This window comes from Rossellomorea sp. DA94 (genome assembly GCF_029834455.1).
Classification (GTDB): domain Bacteria; phylum Bacillota; class Bacilli; order Bacillales; family Bacillaceae_B; genus Rossellomorea; species Rossellomorea vietnamensis.
In genome coordinates this window covers 2,072,600-2,092,671 of sequence record NZ_CP122397.1, presented here as the reverse complement: position 1 = coordinate 2,092,671, position 20,072 = coordinate 2,072,600, and the positions used below count along the sequence as shown (strand labels likewise).

At 41.1% G+C, this 20,072-nt stretch carries 20 protein-coding genes; 3 read left to right on the top strand and 17 right to left on the bottom strand.

What is annotated here, in order from left to right:
• Positions 1 to 18: 18 nt before the first annotated feature.
• The 8 genes from P8596_RS10800 to yneA form a co-directional block, all read right to left on the bottom strand.
• Positions 19 to 762 carry a helix-turn-helix domain-containing protein gene (locus P8596_RS10800; protein WP_279726790.1) on the bottom strand — a complete coding sequence of 248 codons (744 nt, stop codon included), beginning with the start codon at positions 760 to 762 and terminating at the stop codon, positions 19 to 21.
• 344 nt (positions 763 to 1,106) lie between these two features.
• Complete coding sequence (locus P8596_RS10795) at positions 1,107 to 2,042, bottom strand: tyrosine-type recombinase/integrase (protein ID WP_279726786.1); 936 nt, start codon at positions 2,040 to 2,042, stop codon at positions 1,107 to 1,109.
• 194 nt (positions 2,043 to 2,236) lie between these two features.
• Positions 2,237 to 2,458, bottom strand: a complete 222-nt coding sequence (locus tag P8596_RS10790) for a YneF family protein (protein ID WP_034759902.1) — start codon at positions 2,456 to 2,458, stop codon at positions 2,237 to 2,239.
• Positions 2,459 to 2,542: 84 nt separating this feature from the next.
• The gene (sirA, locus tag P8596_RS10785; RefSeq protein ID WP_034759904.1) at positions 2,543 to 2,980 is read right to left on the bottom strand and encodes a sporulation inhibitor of replication protein SirA; all 438 of its coding nucleotides are present in this window, start codon (positions 2,978 to 2,980) and stop codon (positions 2,543 to 2,545) included.
• Positions 2,981 to 3,234: 254 nt separating this feature from the next.
• On the bottom strand, positions 3,235 to 5,238 hold the full coding sequence (gene tkt, locus P8596_RS10780; protein WP_279726784.1) for a transketolase: 2,004 nt from the start codon (positions 5,236 to 5,238) through the stop codon (positions 3,235 to 3,237).
• Between the two features lie 188 nt (positions 5,239 to 5,426).
• Entirely contained in the window at positions 5,427 to 5,660 is a 234-nt protein-coding gene (locus P8596_RS10775; RefSeq protein ID WP_061811332.1) for a DUF896 domain-containing protein, read from the bottom strand.
• A gap of 104 nt (positions 5,661 to 5,764) precedes the next feature.
• Positions 5,765 to 6,415, bottom strand: coding sequence for a YneB family resolvase-like protein (locus P8596_RS10770; protein ID WP_034759910.1), 651 nt, complete (start codon positions 6,413 to 6,415; stop codon positions 5,765 to 5,767).
• 11 nt (positions 6,416 to 6,426) lie between these two features.
• The gene (gene yneA, locus P8596_RS10765) at positions 6,427 to 6,753 is read right to left on the bottom strand and encodes a cell division suppressor protein YneA (RefSeq protein WP_279726783.1); all 327 of its coding nucleotides are present in this window, start codon (positions 6,751 to 6,753) and stop codon (positions 6,427 to 6,429) included.
• A 155-nt stretch (positions 6,754 to 6,908) separates the two neighbouring features.
• Here yneA and lexA point away from each other — a divergent pair, with 155 nt between their 5' ends.
• Positions 6,909 to 7,529, top strand: a complete 621-nt coding sequence (gene lexA / locus P8596_RS10760) for a transcriptional repressor LexA (RefSeq protein ID WP_034759911.1) — start codon at positions 6,909 to 6,911, stop codon at positions 7,527 to 7,529.
• A gap of 177 nt (positions 7,530 to 7,706) precedes the next feature.
• On the opposite strand, the gene glnA is transcribed toward lexA, so the two are convergent.
• The 4 genes from glnA to hflX all read right to left on the bottom strand — a co-directional run bounded on the left by glnA (position 7,707) and on the right by hflX (position 12,183).
• Positions 7,707 to 9,041 (bottom strand): type I glutamate--ammonia ligase, encoded by a 1,335-nt coding sequence (glnA, locus tag P8596_RS10755; protein ID WP_034759913.1) that lies wholly within the window; start codon positions 9,039 to 9,041, stop codon positions 7,707 to 7,709.
• 37 nt (positions 9,042 to 9,078) lie between these two features.
• Positions 9,079 to 9,495, bottom strand: coding sequence for a MerR family transcriptional regulator (locus P8596_RS10750; protein ID WP_034759914.1), 417 nt, complete (start codon positions 9,493 to 9,495; stop codon positions 9,079 to 9,081).
• Between the two features lie 148 nt (positions 9,496 to 9,643).
• Positions 9,644 to 10,912, bottom strand: a complete 1,269-nt coding sequence (locus P8596_RS10745) for a methionine gamma-lyase family protein (protein ID WP_034759915.1) — start codon at positions 10,910 to 10,912, stop codon at positions 9,644 to 9,646.
• 17 nt (positions 10,913 to 10,929) lie between these two features.
• Positions 10,930 to 12,183 (bottom strand): GTPase HflX, encoded by a 1,254-nt coding sequence (gene hflX / locus P8596_RS10740; RefSeq protein ID WP_279726781.1) that lies wholly within the window; start codon positions 12,181 to 12,183, stop codon positions 10,930 to 10,932.
• Between the two features lie 203 nt (positions 12,184 to 12,386).
• On the opposite strand from hflX, the gene P8596_RS10735 reads away from it, so the two are divergent.
• Positions 12,387 to 12,995, top strand: coding sequence for a trimeric intracellular cation channel family protein (locus P8596_RS10735; RefSeq protein ID WP_061811329.1), 609 nt, complete (start codon positions 12,387 to 12,389; stop codon positions 12,993 to 12,995).
• Positions 12,996 to 13,044: 49 nt separating this feature from the next.
• Here the strand turns inward: P8596_RS10735 and spoVK are convergent, their stop codons facing one another.
• The 5 genes from spoVK to P8596_RS10710 form a co-directional block, all read right to left on the bottom strand.
• Positions 13,045 to 14,001 carry a stage V sporulation protein K gene (spoVK, locus tag P8596_RS10730; protein WP_061811328.1) on the bottom strand — a complete coding sequence of 319 codons (957 nt, stop codon included), beginning with the start codon at positions 13,999 to 14,001 and terminating at the stop codon, positions 13,045 to 13,047.
• A gap of 386 nt (positions 14,002 to 14,387) precedes the next feature.
• The gene (hfq, locus tag P8596_RS10725; protein WP_079534150.1) at positions 14,388 to 14,621 is read right to left on the bottom strand and encodes an RNA chaperone Hfq; all 234 of its coding nucleotides are present in this window, start codon (positions 14,619 to 14,621) and stop codon (positions 14,388 to 14,390) included.
• Positions 14,622 to 14,648: 27 nt separating this feature from the next.
• Positions 14,649 to 15,608: a tRNA (adenosine(37)-N6)-dimethylallyltransferase MiaA gene (miaA, locus tag P8596_RS10720; RefSeq protein ID WP_279726779.1), complete on the bottom strand. Its 960-nt coding sequence runs from the start codon at positions 15,606 to 15,608 to the stop codon at positions 14,649 to 14,651.
• A gap of 224 nt (positions 15,609 to 15,832) precedes the next feature.
• Positions 15,833 to 18,202, bottom strand: a complete 2,370-nt coding sequence (locus P8596_RS10715) for a penicillin acylase family protein (protein ID WP_279726988.1) — start codon at positions 18,200 to 18,202, stop codon at positions 15,833 to 15,835.
• A gap of 188 nt (positions 18,203 to 18,390) precedes the next feature.
• Complete coding sequence (locus P8596_RS10710; protein WP_224520181.1) at positions 18,391 to 19,428, bottom strand: class I SAM-dependent methyltransferase; 1,038 nt, start codon at positions 19,426 to 19,428, stop codon at positions 18,391 to 18,393.
• A gap of 190 nt (positions 19,429 to 19,618) precedes the next feature.
• Here P8596_RS10710 and P8596_RS10705 point away from each other — a divergent pair, with 190 nt between their 5' ends.
• Entirely contained in the window at positions 19,619 to 20,065 is a 447-nt protein-coding gene (locus P8596_RS10705; protein WP_034759932.1) for a DUF4385 domain-containing protein, read from the top strand.
• Positions 20,066 to 20,072 lie beyond the last annotated feature (7 nt).

Here is a 20,072-nt window from a genome sequence, read left to right as displayed (position 1 = left end):
AGAAAAGACTAGGGTATTTTAATTAATTGGGTTCAAAGTATTCCAGCACTCTTCCCACAAATGTTTAATCCTTGCTGATCTCATTCGTTTACGACACACACCATTAAAGTAGCCACAGACATTTGAAATAGGCTTAGATTTTAATTTAGCTATAAGCACCTTCAGACATTCCAAACTAAGGGATTTCGCTGTCTTTTCGCATATAGAATTGATTCTGGAGTGTATGATTGCGATTTTCTTAAGTTCGCTGATTGTTTTGTGATCATGAAAGAAAATTGAAGCATATTTTTCGAATTGATCAACGTATTCGGTACGTATATCTTTTATGTTTTTTGTTAAAGATGGAGTTGTCTTTTTGGTAGGACAATTTTCCACTTTATTCTCTTGCTCTTGTTGGACATCTTCTTCAATCGGTAGGATTTGGATCACATTAGATGACTGCCTCATATCGCTTTTACGTTTTGTTTCAAGCTGTTTAATGATAGCTAAGTCTTCAAGTACCCTACAGGCTCTTTGTACTGTTTTACGGCTTATATCCAATGATTTAGCGATATTATTCTTTGTTCGGAATGATACACCTAAATAAACACAGGAGTATCTGTGGAGTTGATCAAGAACCAGTAATGTGCTCTTTGTTAACTTGGTATGAAATTTCTCTTTATAATAACGAACAGTCTTATTCAATTCTTCTATGGAATCAAATGTGGCTAAATTACTATAGCTTTCTCCACCAGCTATGATTGTTATAGCTTTTTTGGACATAAAATTACCCTCCCTACGATATTCCGCAAGAGGGGTTTGGACATATTCGAATAAACCAACCACCTTTAATTGATTTTTCATGGTGATTAGCATATACTATAAGTACAAATTGACTGTCCTCTTACGGACAACGGGATGAACCAGTTGCAGCTGATTCATCCTTTTTTATTTGTTTTTATTTATTTCATTTAGGATAAGTTTCGAAAGTTCAATATGTGAATCATCAGGAATTCATAGAATACTCTTATCAAGCTCTGTAATTAGCTCACAGAGCCATTTAACACGTTCTAATACCTCGTTGTCACTCTGTGAACCCTCCTAGGTGTGTAGAATGGTCTAGTGACTTACCTGAGCTTACCTTTTCTAATTCCTCCAGTATTCATTAATGGACTGCTTGAAATGGCTTTATTGGATAACTGCTCCTCACTGAGAGAAGCCAAATATATCTGTGTAGTTTGAATTTCTGAATGCCCAAGTAGTCGAGAAAGACTATGCAAATCTAAATGACCATCAGAGAGCGTTGTTACTGAATAATAATGACGTAGATTATGCGGTTTAACTTTATGTCTGTCAATTCCAGCTCTCCTACCAGCCTCTTTAACTAAGTTATCTAATCCAATATGAGATAATCCCCTACCTACATAATTCAAAAAGTAATAATCCTCCTCTATCAACCGTTCTTGAAAGTATTCTCTCTTTAATCGCTCGTAGCGAATAAGAATCTTTTTTAGTGCAGGGCTGATATAAACAAAACGTTCCTTGTTTCCTTTACCATGGACCAAGATTGCTGTTTCTTTTACATCTTCATTTATAATTCCTCTGACTTCCATTGCACGTAATCCACAATCAGCCATCATTGCGATAATAGCCTTATTCCTAGCCTCAAGATAATTTTTATATGAGAAGGAGTTAATCATGGCTTGAACCTCTGAAGTAGTTAGTCCTTCAAATATTCGCTTAGGTACTTTGGGTAATTCTACTTTCTTGGCTATGTTCTCTGGTATGTACTCTTCTTTTTCACACCAAGAAAAGAATGCCCTGACCATTTTAAATAGGGATACAATACTCTGAGGTTTGAGTCCGGATTGATGTTTATACCTTACATAAGCTTTAAGATCATGTATTGTGACACTTTCCAAAGTTTTTAGCCCACGTTTATTCTGCAAATACTCTTTTGCCTGATTTAATTCGAATCGTTTATTAATCATTGTTTTCTTAGTGAAACCTTTTGCCATACAGTGGTATAAATATTCCTGTATCACATCGTCAAGTAACAACAAAAAAGACCACTCCCCCTGCTTAATTTTTCAACAGGAAAAGTGGTCTTATTTTTGATAACGTGAAAGATAAACCAATTTGAATGAAATTTGCTAAGAAAGATTAACCAAACAACATTTTTATGGCTTATCTTTTTAGTCTACCAATCATCAGAAGGTCAATGAACCTTGATGTAATAGGCTTGTGCTTCCATCTATTACTTCATGTTCTTATTCATTGCATTCATCATTTGATTGATTTTCTTCTGGGATGGTTTTTGCCCCATTTGCATCATCATCATGCGTAACATTTGCTCGTTAATTGGTGGATTTTTCTTTAGGTAGCTCATCATGTATTTACGAGCAATGAAAAATCCTAGTGCAACTCCGGCAAGTAATGCCAGAACTCCTACTAGAATAAGTAATCCAGTCGTTCCCATACTCTTACTTCCTCCTTCATGTTGTCCTTTTAAAAGTGTACTAAACCCTGAAACATTATACAATATTTTGGTCAAAATTTCATATTAATATATAAACTTTCTTTGTTTTATCGGTTTTAACCAGCCAAAACGTTCATTTTTGATATCCATTGCCAGTAGCTGGCCCATATTCCTCCGTAAAATTTCAAAAAAGATATATTCAGATTCATCGTGCCCCCAGGCATTCAAAGACATCGACTTTTCATTCAAGACGAGTGTCGCACCTGATTCTTCTCTTTCGATTGTCGCAACGGAGTTTATCCAGGCTGCCCCTTCAACCTTCGTAATTTCGTGTTGAAGGAGTCTTTGGGTAGGAAGGTATGGAATCGGTTTGGTAATGTAATCTACTTGTTTCGAGACGATATCGTGAAGATCACCTGTACTCGCTTCCCAATCAGAAAACAATTGATAGAACATTCTTTCACGACCATAGTAATGTTGAACAAACAACTCTTCAATCCAATAGATTTGATAATTTCGCACCTTTACTCCCTCCTACCTTTCTTTCATATAGTATAAATCAACTAGAAGGGAGTCATTGTCATAAATTGTTGAAAATCTGCACTAGTTTTGTCGAACCTATTCTATCTCCCCTGAATGTTAAGGGATGTATCGTAGGATTTATACATTACTTGTTCTATACCCAATCTCTTCCACCTTTACTCCTATTGTACTTACCCAAAAGAAAAAGGCCAACTCCTTAGAGAGTGTAAGGAGCCGACCTTTTCCATTCACGATTATTGAAGTAAAGCTTTGATTCTAGATACTACATTTTCAGAAGTGAAGCCATATTCTTCCATCACTTTGGCTCCTGGGGCAGATGCACCATAACCATTGATCGCCAGGATGTCACCTTCATCGCCAACGTATCGATCCCAGCCCATTGGAGATCCCATTTCGATAGCCAGGCGTTTTTTCACGCTCTTAGGCAGGATGGATTCTTTGTATTCTTTTGATTGCTTTTCGAAACGATCCCAAGAAGGCATGCTCACAACTGAAACACTGATACCGTCTTTTTCAAGGGCATTTTGCGCTTCTACCGCAAGATGTACTTCAGAACCAGTTGCAATCAACAGGGCATCAGGCTGTTCTTTACCTGAAGCAGAGACAACATAAGCACCTTTGTTTACCCCGTTGTAGGCCTTATCAGCCGTACCTTTAAGCGTTGGAAGGTCCTGACGGGACAGAACAAGCATCGTAGGCTGATCTTTCGATTCTAACGATAACCTCCAGGCTGCAGCCACTTCATTTCCGTCACCAGGGCGAATCACTGACAGGTTAGGCATGGCACGAAGGGATGCAAGCTGTTCAACAGGTTCATGGGTAGGTCCGTCTTCTCCCACAGCGATACTATCGTGTGTGAACACATAGGTCACAGGTAAGCCCATTAGAGCCGCCAAACGGATAGCAGGTCTTAGATAGTCACTGAATACGAAGAATGTTCCACCAAATACATGAAGTCCTCCGTGTAGAGCCATACCATTCATGGCACCACCCATACCGAATTCACGGACTCCGAACCAGATATTTCTGCCTTCATAGGATTCAGGCATGAAATCTTTCTCATCTTTGATCATCGTTTTGTTGGAACCGGCAAGGTCAGCGGAACCACCGATGAATGAAGGAAGATTTTGGGCAATGGCGTTTAACACTTCCCCGGAAGAAGCTCGGCTTGCCAATGCTTTTCCTTCTTCATATACCGGGATGTCCTTATCCCATCCTTGCGGTAGTTCACCTTTGATTGCCGCTTCTAATTGAGTGGCCAGTTCAGGGTGTTCCTCTTTGTATTTAATGAATTGGTTGGCCCAATCCTGTTCTTTCTCAGAGCCAGCTTGTTGGATTTTTTCCTCAAAACGACTGTAAACCTCATCAGGCACGTGGAAATCCTGATCGAATGTCCACTTGTAGGCTTCTTTGGTAAGCTTCATTTCATCTTCACCCAGAGGTGCACCATGAACGGCAGATTTACCTGATTTATTCGGGGCTCCGTACCCAATTACGGTCTTGACCTCAATCATTGTCGGGCGGGTTGTGTCTCCTTGACCTTCTTCGATTGCCTTGGAAATTTCTTCAAGATCATTTCCATCTTCAACACGGATATACTGCCATCCGTAGGATTCAAATCGTCCCTTAACACTCTCAGAGAAGGACTTATCCAAGTCTCCGTCAAGTGAAATATCATTGGAATCATAAAGAACAACAAGGCGTCCTAATTTTAAATGTGCAGCCAATGAAGCAGCTTCAGAGGAAACACCTTCCATTAAGTCACCATCTCCACAAATGGAGTATGTAAAGTGATCGACCATATTATATTGGTCTTTGTTATATGTAGTGGCCAAATGTCTTTCAGCTAATGCCATACCAACTGCCATAGCAATCCCCTGTCCAAGCGGACCAGTTGTTGCTTCTACACCAGGAGTGTGTTTGTACTCTGGATGTCCTGGAGTCTTACTTCCCCATTGGCGGAAATTTTTAAGATCTTCCATAGAAACATCATACCCAGATAGATGAAGTAGGCTGTATAACAGCATCGAACCGTGTCCCGCAGATAAGACAAAACGGTCGCGGTTGAACCATTCTGGATTTTTAGGGTTATGATTCATGAATCTTGTCCAAAGTGCATACGCCATTGGAGCTGCCCCCATAGGCATTCCCGGGTGCCCGGAACCTGCTTTTTCAATCGCATCGATTGATAATGTACGAATTGTATTAATTGCTAATTGATCTGTGTTATCAAACATATGTCAGACATCCTTCCTTTTAATGTACCTTATTAATATTAATCTTCTTTGATAGTTTATACAACTATCTTGAATGATAACATGACTTTATGATCGTTGAAAATAAAAAACCCTTTAAATATCATAAGGGAGTAAAATGAATCAAAAAACTTCCAGGACCTTTCAAAGTTGGCCTGGAAGTTTTTTGATTAATGCATTTTTTTCTTAGTCTGTATATCTTGGATCTTTTTAGGTGTGACTTCATTTCCTTCCGGATCAAAGATTCGTGTATTTTCAATTGTTCCCTTCATCGATTGACGGAACGTTTCTAGATATTCTTTTCTAAGTTTAGTCTGTTCTTTCGCTTCCTGCTCAGTGAGTCCACTACTTTTGGACTTTTTGGCAAGTTCGTTGATTCTATTCATTTTTGATTTTGAAAGCATCTATAAAAACTCCTTTATTGCATAGTTTGCAAACTCTAAAACATTCTAGAAGCAGTGTATCACACTACCGTCATGTTACTAGAATAAAGGAGATAAAACAAGGGTTATGCATGATCACGGGACGTCATATATTCCTTGAAGCGTCTATGTACCGTAGCTTTGGATACATCGTATCCGAATCCCCTGAGAGTAGCTGCAATCTCAGCGAAGGTTAATTCATTTTTCCTTAATCGCACGATTTCCTCGACCGGGACTTCAATGCGTTCCCTTCCTTCAACATTTCCTTTGTTTTTTAAATTTTTATGAGGCTGAAAGCCATTTTCCACAGCACGCTTCATGCCCCGCTTAATCTTAAGGTTATGAAGCTTGCGTTGATATTCCTCCACCATGCTGACAATGTTGATGACCATAGAATCGGATTCGGATAAATGTAATTCACCACTATGAGTCTGACTGATGATTTTTACTTCTTCTTTTAACAGACAGTGGATAAGGGCGATCTTGGCATTTCCCCTGCCGATTCTTGTTTCGTCCTGGATAAGCACTGCCTCGATTGATTTATCCCTGACCAGATCCAAAAGTTCCAAAACACCTGGACGGTCCAATTCAAAGCCGCTCGCCTGATCCCTGATGACCGCACTTACTTCATAATGATGTTCGTTTGCCAATTTAACCAGTTCTTCTTCCTGCCGCTCCAATGATGTTTCCTGTGTGTTTTTCTTGGTACTTACCCTGCAGTATATGACTGCTTTCATCTTCTATCCCTCTATTCTTCGTTCATGACCAGTTCGAAATCTGATTGAGTTGATATTGTTTGATTTTCAATAGGTAAAACAAGTGATTCACCAGGCTTGATGGCAAAAGAATTCAATTCGTTCTCTTCCCCAACCCAGGCGATAAATTCTTCCACTGTCATAGAATATTCTTCATTATACTGTTTGGCAATAGTCCAAAGAGTATCACCCTCCTCTACTGTGATACTTTTGTAGGAAGGCTGATTAGTCATATTGATTAATAAATAGCAAGCTGCCGAAAGGACTAAAACAAATAATATAATAATGTAAGAGAATCGATTCCAAATATGTGTTAACATAAATATTACCCCCATACGAATGTTTGTTCTGTTTTGTTGATTTCATTGTAATACGAACACTCGTTTGGTGTCAACAAAATTCGAACTTATGTTTGTATCAATAATCGTGACATGCTATAATGGGAACATAAGATCTATAATAGAGGTGCGTGAACATGACAAAATTGTCGAAGAGACAGCAGGACATACTACAATATATTAAAGTTGCAGTCAGAGAAAAAGGGTATCCCCCTTCCGTACGTGAAATCGGGGAAGCTGTCGGACTTGCTTCCAGTTCCACTGTACACGGACATTTAGCGAGGCTTGAAAGTAAGGGTCTGATCCGTCGTGATCCGACTAAACCGAGAGCGATCGAAATTCTGGACCTTGAAGAAGATACGATTCCGCGACAACGTGTAGTAAACGTTCCTTTAATCGGTAAAGTTACAGCAGGTCAACCGATTACGGCTGTTGAAAATGTGGAAGAATTTTTCCCATTGCCCGAGCGGATGGCCCCTTCTGATGAGCAGGTCTTCATGCTTGAAATCATGGGTGACAGTATGATCGAAGCCGGCATATTGGATGGGGATTTTGTCATTGTTCGCCAGCAGCAGACAGCGAACAACGGAGATATCGTCGTTGCCATGACCGATGAAGATGAAGCAACGGTAAAACGTTTCTTTAAAGAAAAGGATTATGTACGTCTGCAGCCAGAGAACTCAACAATGGAACCAATCATTTTGCGAAACGTCTCCATTTTGGGTAAAGTGGTAGGGGTGTATCGTCAAGTTCACTGATAATAGCATCGGTATGCATGGATAAGACGCTTATCATTATAATGAAAAAGCCTGAGGTTGGAAGCCGAAATTTCCATCCTCAGGCTTTTTTCATATCGTTTCCTTCCCAGATTCCCTTCTCAACCCGAACTTCGTGCAAAAAACCCTCAACGATATATCGTTGAGGGTTTCTGGTCATTAATACATTTGAATGTACTGTTCACGCTCCCAAGGGTGTACTTGTGTACGGAACATATCCCACTCGATTTCCTTCGCTTCCACGAAGTGTTCGAATATATGTTCGCCAAGGGACTTAACAATGACTTCATTTGTTTTTAATGTTTCAAGAGCCGCATGTAATGTTGCAGGAAGATCCACGATACCTGCTTCTTCACGCTCTTTTTTGTCCATTACATAGATGTTGCGGTCAATCGGCTTAGGAGCCGGTAGGTTATTCTTGATTCCATCTAATCCTGCGGCAAGTAATACAGCCATAGCAAGGTAAGGGTTTGCTGCAGGGTCGACACTTCGGACCTCAACGCGTGTACTTAACCCACGGGAAGCCGGGATACGGATTAACGGGCTACGGTTACGTGCAGACCAGGCAACATAACAAGGTGCTTCGTATCCTGGAACTAAACGCTTGTATGAGTTGACAGTCGGGTTCGTGATAGCTGTAAAAGCAGTGGCATGCTTAATGATACCAGCAAGGAATTGACGGGCAGTATCACTTAGTTGCAAGTCACCTTTTTCATCAAAGAAAGAGTTCACTCCATTTTTGAACAGGGACATATTACAGTGCATTCCTGAACCATTTACACCGAATAATGGTTTCGGCATGAATGTAGCGTGCAAACCGTGTTTACGGGCAATCGTTTTAACTACCAGTTTGAATGTCTGAATATCATCACAAGCTTTTAATGCATTTGCATATTTGAAATCGATCTCATGTTGTCCAGGAGCTACTTCATGGTGAGATGCTTCAATTTCAAAGCCCATTTCTTCAAGTTCTAAAGCGATATCACGACGGCAGTTCTCCCCTAAATCGGTAGGGGCGAGGTCGAAATAGCCACCGTTATCATTTAATTCCAATGTTGGTTCGCCATTTACATCTAATTTAAAGAGGAAGAATTCCGGCTCTGGCCCAAGATTGAAGTCAGTGAACCCAAGTTCCTCCATTTCACCTAAAATACGTTTTAGGTTATTACGGGGATCTCCCTCAAACGGAGTGCCATCCGGATTGTAAATATCACAGATCAGACGGGCTACCTTCCCTTTTTCAGCTGTCCAAGGGAAAACCAACCATGTGTCTAAATCAGGGAAAAGATACATATCTGATTCTTCGATACGGACAAATCCTTCAATGGAAGAACCATCAAACATCATTTTGTTATCTAAAGCTTTTTCAAGCTGACTAAGAGGGATTTCTACGTTCTTGATCGTCCCTAAAATGTCGGTGAATTGTAGTCGAATAAACTTAACTCCCTCTTCATTCGCTAATCTTAACACATCATCTCTAGTATACTTTGCCATTTACGTAATTCCTCCTCAAGTTTATTAAAGGGTTTATTTAATGAAAGAAGCGGGACATATCTCCTTGACGCAGAGATGATCGATTGAACCGACCGGAATGGATCAATTCATTGCGAAGTAATTTACGCAGCTCGTCGTCAGATAGATCCTGTCTTGCTTTTTCTTCCTTTTCATTACTTACGTCAGATACGACTTTGTTTTCATTATGGCCGGACACAGAAAAGATCTTCTTAATCCCTGCCATGTTGATACCTTGATCTAACAGATCCTTTACTTCTAATAACTTATCAATGTCATTCAAGGAAAAGAGCCGACGATTCCCCTCGGTCCTTGCCGGGTTTATCAGTTGATGCTCTTCATAGTATCGAATCTGACGAGCCGTTAAGTCCGTGAGCTGCATGACAATACTGATTGGAAATAATGCCATCGTTCGACGAATTTCACTTCCGCTCATCTTGATTCCTCCTTTTATTTTCCTTCTTGAATTCATTATATGTAATGTCAGGAGTTCTGTCAATCAAATGTTAGATTTTCTTACATAAGTAATCAAAAGAATTGGATAGTCCACTTTAGACTATCCAATTACTCCTTTAATATCCTTTTTATATGGTGATTAAACCTTTTTCAATTAAGTTGTCCACCGCTGAGCAAACGGCGATTTTCACATGGGAGTATGTCAACCCGCCTTGAACATAAGCTATATAAGGTGGTCTTATAGGTCCATCCGCCGATAGTTCAATGCTTGCTCCCTGAATGAACGTACCCGCGGCCATGATGACATCGTCCTCATAGCCCGGCATATAGTTCGGATACGGTGTGAAATGAGAATTGATCGGTGAGGCTGATTGGATTGCCTGACAGAAAGCGATCATCTTTTCCCTGTCATCAAATTGCACCGATTGTATTAAGTCCGTGCGCCTGGCATGAGGCGAAGGGTCTGTATTCATGCCAAGACCGGTCAGTAGTGCAGACGTGAAAACCGCTCCCTTTAATGATTGTGCGACCACATGAGGCGCCAAAAAGAATCCTTGATACATTTCTTGAAGACTGTAGAGAGATGCCCCTGCCTCCGCTCCGATTCCCGGCGAGGTCATCCTGAAGGAACATGCTTCTACATATTCTTTCTTTCCGACGATATATCCACCTGTTTTCGCAAGGCCACCACCAGGATTTTTAATAAGGGAGCCCGCCATTAGATCCGCCCCGACGTGACAGGGTTCTTTCACTTCGACAAATTCCCCGTAGCAGTTATCTACGAATACCACAATTCCTGGATCAATTTCTTTAATGAAATCAATCATTTCCTTTATTTCTTCAATTGTAAAGGATGGGCGGTTGGCATACCCTTTTGATCTCTGGATCCCAACCATCTTTGTCTTTGTAGTAATGGTCGTTGCCACCTTTTCAAAATCGACTTTTCCAGACTCATCTAAATCAACGCTCTGATAGTCGATATGGAAGTCTTTGAGTGAACCTGTACCCTTCCCTCGGCTTCCTACAATTTCTTCTAATGTATCATATGGTTTCCCTGTTATGTACACGAGTTCATCTCCCGGCCGGAGTATACCGAACAAAGCGATGGAGATGGCATGGGTACCAGAAATGATCTGAGGTCGCACAAGTCCTGCCTCGCCTCCAAACACGTCTGCGTATATGCTTTCCAGGGTGTCCCTTCCTGTATCGTCATAGCCATATCCTGTGGAAGGGATGAAGTGAGAATCGCTTACCCGGTGCTTCTGAAACGCTCTCAAAACGTTGAACTGGTTGCTTTCAGACCGTTCATCGATTTTTTTATGTATGTCTTTGATCTCTGCTTCCACTTTCGTCACAAGTGATTGTAATGCCGTTCCATTTACTAATTGTTCAAACATTTGGTGTTGTTTCCCTTCTACTTTTGAAATTTCTTGATGCTTCCTGATATCGGATGATCTTCAAGGTGAAATCCGGTCATTTCATATACTTGACTCGCTTCTTGGAATTCCAATTTTCTCAAGATGGTTTCACTCTTTAATTGGGATAGCAGCTTCCCTTCATTCACAGGGATAAGTACATGATAAGGTATCATTTGATTCTTTACGATTTCTTCTATCTTAATCAGCAGCTTCCCTCGGTCTTCTTCGTTCAAGGCACTTATGAGGATGGTGTCTGATTCACTGTCGGGAACAAATTCGGGATCCATCGCATCCCGCTTGTTGTATACCGTTAGCTGCTGCAGTCCATCCATTTCCAGGTCTTTCAATAAGGATTGCACTGTCTTTTCGTGCTGACTGTAGTCAGGATTTGAACTATCCACAATATGAAGAAGGAGATCTGCCTCCTTTACTTCTTCAAGGGTAGATCGAAATGCCGCAACCAATGTGGTCGGTAAATCTTGAATGAACCCTACGGTATCTGTCAGTAACGTGGAATATCCACTTGGCAAAGGCATTTTCCTCGTCATCGGATCCAAGGTAGCAAATAATTGATTTTCTTCATAGGAATCAGCCATTGAAATCCGATTGAACAACGTGGATTTTCCAGCGTTTGTATATCCGACGAGTGCAATCTGGAAAGCTTTGTTCCGTTTCCTTCTCCCGCGGTACCTTTCTCTATGATCAACTATGGTTTGTAATTGCTTCTTAATATCGTCAATCCTCTTATGGATGTGTCGACGATCACTTTCGAGCTTCGTTTCACCTGGCCCCCTGGTGCCTATCCCGCCGCCCAGCCTTGAGAGGGACGCCCCCTGCCCGATGAGTCTCGGCAGCAAGTACTGAAGCTGTGCAAGTTCTACTTGTAATTTCCCCTCTCTTGAGCGGGCACGCTGTGCAAAAATGTCCAATATCAGTTGTGTCCGGTCAATCACCCTGCCGTTTAGTTCCTTTGATAAGTTCCGAATCTGACTGGGGGATAGTTCATCATTAAATATGATGATGTCCGCTTCAAATTGTTCTTCCAACAGGACCAGTTCCTCCAGTTTACCCTTTCCGATATACGTACTTGGATGGACCCTGTCACGCTTTTGAATCAAGGTGGCGGCAACTTTTCCTTGAGCTGTTGCTGTCAGCTCCTCAAGTTCCATTAAACTATACTGAAAACGCAGGTCATCATCGTCCAGTTGACATCCCACCAGAATGACTTTTTCTAGATTTTCATTCTTCAAAAAACAACCTTCTTTCTTTCCGTTTCATTCTATTTTCCATCATATCAAATCCGCATCGTAATCTCTATGTAAAAAGCAATGAAAAATGGTTGCAAATAAGCACATACGTGTTAAAATCAGTATGTTTGATTATGACATAACACCACTTCAAGATTCTACATAATGGCATGTAGCATATTGTAATAGGGTGAGGAGGAATGTGTATGACGTGGGAAGTACTGAGTATCATCGGTACCATTGCTTTTGCTATTTCAGGAGCTATCATTGCCATGGAAGAGGAATATGATATCCTCGGTGTTTATATATTAGGGATTGTCACGGCATTCGGTGGAGGCGCCATCCGGAATTTACTGATTGGTGTTCCCGTTTCCGCTTTATGGGAGCAGGGAATGTTGTTTCAGATTGCCCTTCTCTCGATTACAGCGGTCTTTCTGTTCCCCAATAACCTTTTAAAACATTGGAGGAAGTGGGGGAATTTCTTTGACGCGATCGGTCTATCGGCTTTTGCGATTCAGGGGGCGTTATATGCTTCTGAAATGAACCACCCCATCAGTGCAATCATCGTGGCTGCCGTTTTAACCGGTAGTGGTGGTGGAATGATCCGTGACCTTCTGGCTGGACGGAAACCTTTAGTCCTCAGATCGGAAATATATGCAGTATGGGCAGTTTTATGTGGAGCTGCGATTGGACTTGGTATAGTCAATTCAGCGTTAGAGCTATATACCCTTTTCATCATTACAACCGCTTTACGGGTGCTCTCCTACCTATATAAATGGAGGTTACCGAATAGAAGTTTACGGGCTCATGTTTAATCATAAAAATGCATTCACAAGTGAATGCATTTTTTTGTTTTTCGATTTACTAAGTATGGTGATCCGACGCTGTTTTAGTAAAGACCAGGTCATTGCTGCGTATGGTTAATAAATCATGTCGATCGTAGCAATTCTCCAACAACAGCCTCATCGCTTGAGATCGTATCGATTTTTCAAGTACATTCCGAACATACCGCCCATTTGAAAACGCCATTGGAGATAATGTGTTTTTCGCTGCACTTAAATGTTCACGGATCTTTCTTTCGGCATCATGACTCAATAAATATTGCTTTTCATCCAGCATCCTTTTGCCGATTTCCATCAACTGATCCACAGAATAATCAGGGAAATGAAACACAAGGGGAAATCGTGATTGGAGACCCGGATTCAAGGTAAGGAAGTGCTCCATTTCCCTTGAATACCCTGCCAGGATCAGGATAAAATCATGCTGCCTATCTTCCATATGTTTCACAAGAGTATCGATGGCCTCTTTTCCAAAATCCTTTTCTCCACCTCTGCCCAGTGAATATGCCTCATCAATGAATAGGATCCCTCCCAGTGCTTTTTTTACCAAATCCCTTGTTTTCTGTGCCGTATGACCAATATACTCTCCGACCAGGTCAGCCCTCTCTGCCTCGATTAAGTGTCCTTTCGAAAGCACATTCATCTTTAAGAACAGTTTTCCGATGATTCTCGCCACCGTCGTTTTACCAGTGCCCGGATTCCCTTTAAACATCATATGAAGAGCTTGTTTCCCTGCCTTCAGACCCATGGCTTCCCGTTTTTTATTCACATATATCCATGCATAAATTTCTTTCACCATTTTTTTCATTTCTTCCATTCCGACAAGGGAGCCAAGTTCTTCTTCAATTTCTTTCAACGCTACATGTTCTTGTGGAAGGGACTGAGGAGCCGAATCTACCGTTTCGCGTACTGAACTTCTTTTTTGTGAATTCAATACTATACTGATTTGACCGTTATTTTTCATTCTCATTGGTTGATCCAAAGATTTCACCTCACCATTCTAAAGACAATATACACATCTAAGATATAAGGGTGATAAACGCCTGTCGTTTTATCTTATTTTTTTCGACAAATAAAAAGAATCCTGTCTATTCCTGCGCTTTCCCGAGAAATAAATAGAATTACGCTGTGAATGCATTTTTCATTTCGGACTCACTTATCTTTTGGAATACAATTTGATACTCTACAAAAGCCCCTTGGTGATTACTTTTCAGGGTCGATTTTTTTATTTTTAAAGACATAGGGTGATGAAGATTTAAGCCTCTCTATTATCCTATTCACTTACTGTACATTTCATTAATTATTCTTGCATTCAACAATCGGACCCAATATAAAAAGCTGCCACAGAGGGCAGCTTTCACACGAACATTAATTTTGTTCTTCAAAATTTATTTGAACATTTCGCTGCGGGGCGAATGTTGAAATGGCATGTTTATATACCAGTTGCTGTTTACCTTCTGTTTCAAAAAGGACGGTAAAATTATCAAACCCCTTTACCTGACCGCGAATCTGGAAGCCATTTAAAAGGAATACCGTTACGAGTGAACCGTCTTTTCGCAATTGATTTAGGAATTGATCTTGGATATTAATGGATTGTTTCATGGTTAGTCCTCCTCTTCTATCTCTACATTACTTATTCGACTTTAATTGAAGCTTTCCTGCAATAAATTCTGAAATGTCCTCAATATTTTTGCTGTGCAAACTTTCTTCTGTCATATCGTACCAGGCAACATCCATTTTGTTTCGGAACCAGGTAAGCTGGCGTTTGGCGTACCTTCTGGAGTTTTGCTTAAGGTTCTCTATGGCCGTCTCCAGGCTGACGGTACCTTCGAAGTAGTCATAAAGTTCTTTATATCCTATCGCCTGTACAGATTGAACGCCTCTCAGGCCACCATCATATAACGCTTTCACTTCTTCTAAAAGTCCTTCTTGCATCATCAGGTCTACTCGAAGATCGATTCTATCATACAGTTTCTCCCGATCCATGGTTAAACCAATTAACGCAACATCATATTGCAGCTCATGGGTTTGGGAGCTTTGATACTCACTCATCGTCTTACCGGTACAATGTAAAATCTCCAATGCACGGATCACACGCCTCGTATTATTAGGATGAATGTTCCCAGCTGAAACCGGGTCCACCTTAACCAGCTTATGATGAAGACGATCTGTTCCATGCTTTTCAAGCTCTGCTTCTAACTTTGCACGATAATGTTCATCGCCTGGTGTTTCTGTGAATTGATAATCATATAGGACTGACTGGATGTAAAGACCCGTTCCACCCACAATCAAAGGGATTTTCCCCCGTGAATGAATGTCGGATATTTTCTTTCTTACAAGATTTTGAAACTCCGCCACTGAAAAAGAGTCTTCTGGGTCTTTTATATCGATCAAGTGGTGGGGTACACCTTCCATCTCTTCTTCCCTGATTTTTGCAGTTCCGATGTCCATCTTCTTATAGATTTGCATGGAGTCCCCACTAATGACTTCCCCATCGAATCTTTTTGCAAGGCTTATGCTTGTACTGGTTTTCCCTACAGCAGTCGGACCAATAAGGACAATCACTTTCTCTTTATTCATTCTTGTCATACGTTCACTGCTTTCTATGTAACTGTTTCTTTACATATTATCGTACCATAATAATAGAAGGTTTGAAATCACATCTTGTCAGTATTTCCATTTACACCGGTCTTATTCAAAAACAATTTGCCATGGAGTGAATGTACCCTTTACTTACCATAATAAAACGTTCTGATTGTACCGAGAAAAATAAAACTGCTTAAAGGGAATTCCCTTTTAGCAGTTTAGACTTGTTATGGTTTTAGTATCAATTGATCTCCTTTCGAGCCTGCAAGTGAGGTTTTATGATAATCTCCATTTACCCAAGCGTCAATTTGATCTTGATACCATTCACTCTTGTAATGACCCGCCTGTCCCGGGCCGACAATATGATAGCCGTTCTCCATATCGGAAGTATCGATCGCGAATCTCCATGAAGCTCCGTGATTCACGATACCTTCGTCATTATAACTTGCAGCTTCCACTGTGACCCTGCTCCCACCTACAGGTACAGGATCTTTTTCATTTAAGAACCTTTTTAAAATAGGGGAAGCGCTTGACAATGGATGTTCGAAGTAGACTCTATGGTACATTCCCCACTCCCATTCTTCCATGGAAGATCCATATGCTTCCTCAAGCTCGCTCAGTGCACCTCCAAGGGATTTAGCCAAAAATGTCTCGTATCCTTCTTGATCTGCAAACCACTCGGACTCCTCTCCTTTATGAGCTTTTCGGATGAGTTCATCCACAACACTTTGACGCCCTTCAAAGAGCTTCATCATATCATCCGGTACATCCTTTTCAAAAAGTCCCGTTGATATTTCGTTCATCCACTGATGAAAGATCAGGGGTGCAGCCAAATCTTTATCATCCAAATAATTCCATGATTTCAACATCTCAATGGCTTTCCTTTGATCACCATTCAATGAAACGGATTCCATATCCTTAATAAGGATAGGAACAAATTCCCGTGCATGCAAATTCAATTGATCCATTTGCAATGCTTTCATATCAGAAATCGTCAGATCACTTTTTCCTTCTAAGTATTCTGAGATTCTCATATATCGATACGGTTGTGCCCAGTGATGACTGATATGGTAAGGATAATCATCTGTTACAACTTTATTATTCGCTGTTGCCACATAGCCTGATTCAGGGTTGATCACTTTCGGAAGTTCGTCAAAGGGAATGAAGCCCTGCCAGTCATAATCAGGGTCCCATCCTGGAACAGGCAGTAGCCCATCCCCTTTTTTCCTGATCGGAATCTTTCCATTTGCCTTGTATGCAATCGTGCCATCTTTAGAAGCAAATACGAAATTCTGGGTAGGAACATGAAAGTCTTCCAAGGCTTCTTCGAATTCGTCCCAGTTCTTCGCCTTATTGATATTGATGATGGCGGAGAGCTCAAGACTCGGATCCAAAGCGGTCCATCTCATGGACATTACTTCTTTTGCCTCATCTTGATGAGCAAACTCCGAAATCACCGGCCCATGCCTCGTTATGGTGACTTTATAAGGTATGGTCCCACCATCTTTTACCTTGATCGGTTCTTGTACGATGGTTGCCTTTTCCCATTTCCCATCATACAAAAACAGATTGGGATCTTCCTCGCTACGCTTTTCAATATACAAGTCCTGTACATCGGGACCTGTGTTGGTGACCCCCCATGCAATCTGTTCATTATGGCCCAGGATAATCCCGGGAATTCCGGCAAAGATCACTCCACTTACATTGACTTCAGGTGATTCGAGCTGCATTTGATACCATATGGAAGGTGTCCCCAGTGATAGATGTGGATCATCTGCCAGTAATGGCTTTCCGCTTTTTGTCTTATCTCCGCTGACAACCCAGTTATTGCTTCCGTTAAATTCCGGCGGTATGACTGCTGCAGCGAATGATTGCTTGAAATCAATCTGTGGCTCTCCTATATCTGAGAGAATGGTAGGCGCATCTTTCGGATAAGTCGGAAACAGGTCATAAGCCTTCTCCTTCGACAGATTATCCAGCGCCCAATACCTGAAGGCCTGGCCCTGCCAATGCCCCCCCAAGTCGAAAGCCATATATTTCCCTATGGTCAAAGAATCAATCGGTGTCCATTTCTCAGGTTTGTAGCCTAATAGAGTGAATTCAATAGGGAGCCTTCCCCCATCCTGGGCTTCTTCCATGTATGCATTGACTCCCTCGGCATACCATTCCAGAAGCTGCTTTGCTTCGTCAGGGTAGGCTGTAAAGGATACCTCCGCTGCCCTCCTCAAACCAAATGTCCGGAAGAACTTGTCCCGATCAACCGCCTTCTCTCCGACGACTTCACTCAATCTTCCCGATGCCTGGCGCCTGCTTAAATCCATTTGGAACAAACGATCCTGCGCTTGAACATACCCTTGTGCCATATAAAGATCTTTTTCATTTTGAGCCTGAATATGTGGTACGCCATCTTTGTCTCTTATGATTGTCACTTCCTTTGATAATCCCTTCAGTGTAAGGGTTCCGGTTGTAACGGGAAGAGACCTGTCAATATAATAATTTGCAAAGATCAACAGTCCGAGGAGGATAAACAATATACTCCCTGCGGTCCACAGCGTTATTTTCAAACGTTTATTCTTTTTCTGATGCTGAAGCTCAATGCCTCCATCCATTCTAATTTCCCCCAGTTTATATATAGAATTTTCTGAAAAATAATTATATCTTTAATATTAGCCTTTCAGGAGAAAAATCCTGCTCTCAAAAGGGAGAATTTTCATAGTGGACGAATCAACAGCAAAATAATAAAAGCATTCGATTGAATGGGGATCAATTGAATGCTTATTATTTCTTACCTTATTTTAGCAATGATTCCATTATGAACTTTAATGTACCCGTGCTGTAAAATATCCGCCCCATTTTCATATAAATACAGACCCATCTGTTCGATGGTCATCAATTCCCTGTACGTGTGGTTCATCACATCCGCCATCACTTCGTAATAGACTTTGGATTTAAGCTGAGCCCTTGGTGTAGTCAGGACCATGTATCCATTTGGCTTCAAAAATTTCCGATGCCACTCTATCACTTCTGACTTATAATCATCGGGAAAATGTTCTAATAGCCCAACACTCAAAACGATGTCAAACTCCCTTCCGAACGATAAGTCCCTGATATCCGAGACGATGTATGTTGTCTTAAAGTCACCTTTATAATACGTTTTCCATCCACCTGTGGAGGGATTTGGCCCGAGGAATGGGTACGTTTCCGGAAATTCCCGATACCGGATATCACGACAAAACGAATCATAATCGACCATCACGATTTCACTGCCGGGATAGAGGGCTGAAAGCTGCATGGCTTCATACCCTTCAGCTGCCCCTAAAAATAATATTTTCGGCTTAACGACATCCAGTCCGCTGAATAAGGCCCTCTTCCCCCTGGGATCCCACACACCATCCTGAATTCTGTGCACATAATTCCAGAGATGCAGCCTGAAGTGATCCCCTAATGCTTCCGTGGATTCTTTTATATTTAATTTCAAAGCATTCCTGACGATGCGACTTCTACTTTCCTTCGTTTCTGCAGGCACATCTTTCACAAACCATTCATGGAAAGAGCGATTAAACATTTCCCAAGACGTATGGACGGGTAGTGATTTTCCTTTTTCTTTTTCCCAATCCTTTTTTTCTTTAGCAAAGGACGTCACCTCATAAGGCCGACCAACGTCCTTCCAAGTTAATGTGGACCAATCCCTGACCCCCTTCAACTTTACAAATTTATTATATTCCTTTTCAGAAAACTGCCTTTTATCCACTCGATAAGATGCCGTCAAATATGTTTCTTCCTGAACAGATTCATTGTTTAAAGACGTTTCAACTTCAATCATACTTCTTCCCCCTCAAAAAAAGAGCGCTTACATCCTTTCTATATACATTAAAGAAAAGACTTGAAAATCCTCTATTAGCATGAATTTTCATCTGGTTACCATAATATTATTATTGTAACTTTTCATAGAAACTCCTCTTCGTTTATCCGTATTAGGATTATGGGTAGAAGATAGTTAGGAGGTGAGGGTCTTGAGTTTTGATTATGACATGGATTTTGATTCCATTGATTTTCGTAAACACCCTGAAAAATACCGTGTAGGCCGCGGGGAACAAGGCGTTTTACTTGTAGAGCCCTATAAAAGCGAAATCCTTCCAGAATGGCGTTTTAAAACACCGGATATTGCAGAAGAATCCTCAAGTACCATTTATCGCATGTTTCTTCAATATAAGGAGGAGAATGATTTTGTGGGAATGGATATGGCAAGGAAATTCCTTCAGATGGGCTATACGAGGGCCAGAAGGTACGCCAATTATCCTGGGGGAAAAAAATACGATAACGATGGGGATATCAATGATCGAAAGATAGATGAACAGAAAGCTGAATCAGCCGCCATATTTGAGGAGAAATGGAAATTGGCGAGAGAGGATGAAGACTATCTGACAAGAAAAAAGGAACATCAAAACAAATATGGTTGAATGGGGA

Coding starts and splice junctions, on each gene's coding strand:
- P8596_RS10800 (WP_279726790.1), bottom strand. CDS start 762: ATGTCCAAAAAAGCTATAACAATCATAGCTGGTGGAGAAAGCTATAGT.
- P8596_RS10790 (WP_034759902.1), bottom strand. CDS start 2,458: ATGGGAACGACTGGATTACTTATTCTAGTAGGAGTTCTGGCATTACTT.
- tkt (WP_279726784.1), bottom strand. CDS start 5,238: ATGTTTGATAACACAGATCAATTAGCAATTAATACAATTCGTACATTA.
- P8596_RS10775 (WP_061811332.1), bottom strand. CDS start 5,660: ATGCTTTCAAAATCAAAAATGAATAGAATCAACGAACTTGCCAAAAAG.
- P8596_RS10770 (WP_034759910.1), bottom strand. CDS start 6,415: ATGAAAGCAGTCATATACTGCAGGGTAAGTACCAAGAAAAACACACAG.
- yneA (WP_279726783.1), bottom strand. CDS start 6,753: ATGTTAACACATATTTGGAATCGATTCTCTTACATTATTATATTATTT.
- lexA (WP_034759911.1), top strand. CDS start 6,909: ATGACAAAATTGTCGAAGAGACAGCAGGACATACTACAATATATTAAA.
- glnA (WP_034759913.1), bottom strand. CDS start 9,041: ATGGCAAAGTATACTAGAGATGATGTGTTAAGATTAGCGAATGAAGAG.
- P8596_RS10750 (WP_034759914.1), bottom strand. CDS start 9,495: ATGAGCGGAAGTGAAATTCGTCGAACGATGGCATTATTTCCAATCAGT.
- P8596_RS10745 (WP_034759915.1), bottom strand. CDS start 10,912: ATGTTTGAACAATTAGTAAATGGAACGGCATTACAATCACTTGTGACG.
- P8596_RS10735 (WP_061811329.1), top strand. CDS start 12,387: ATGACGTGGGAAGTACTGAGTATCATCGGTACCATTGCTTTTGCTATT.
- hfq (WP_079534150.1), bottom strand. CDS start 14,621: ATGAAACAATCCATTAATATCCAAGATCAATTCCTAAATCAATTGCGA.
- miaA (WP_279726779.1), bottom strand. CDS start 15,608: ATGACAAGAATGAATAAAGAGAAAGTGATTGTCCTTATTGGTCCGACT.
- P8596_RS10710 (WP_224520181.1), bottom strand. CDS start 19,428: ATGATTGAAGTTGAAACGTCTTTAAACAATGAATCTGTTCAGGAAGAA.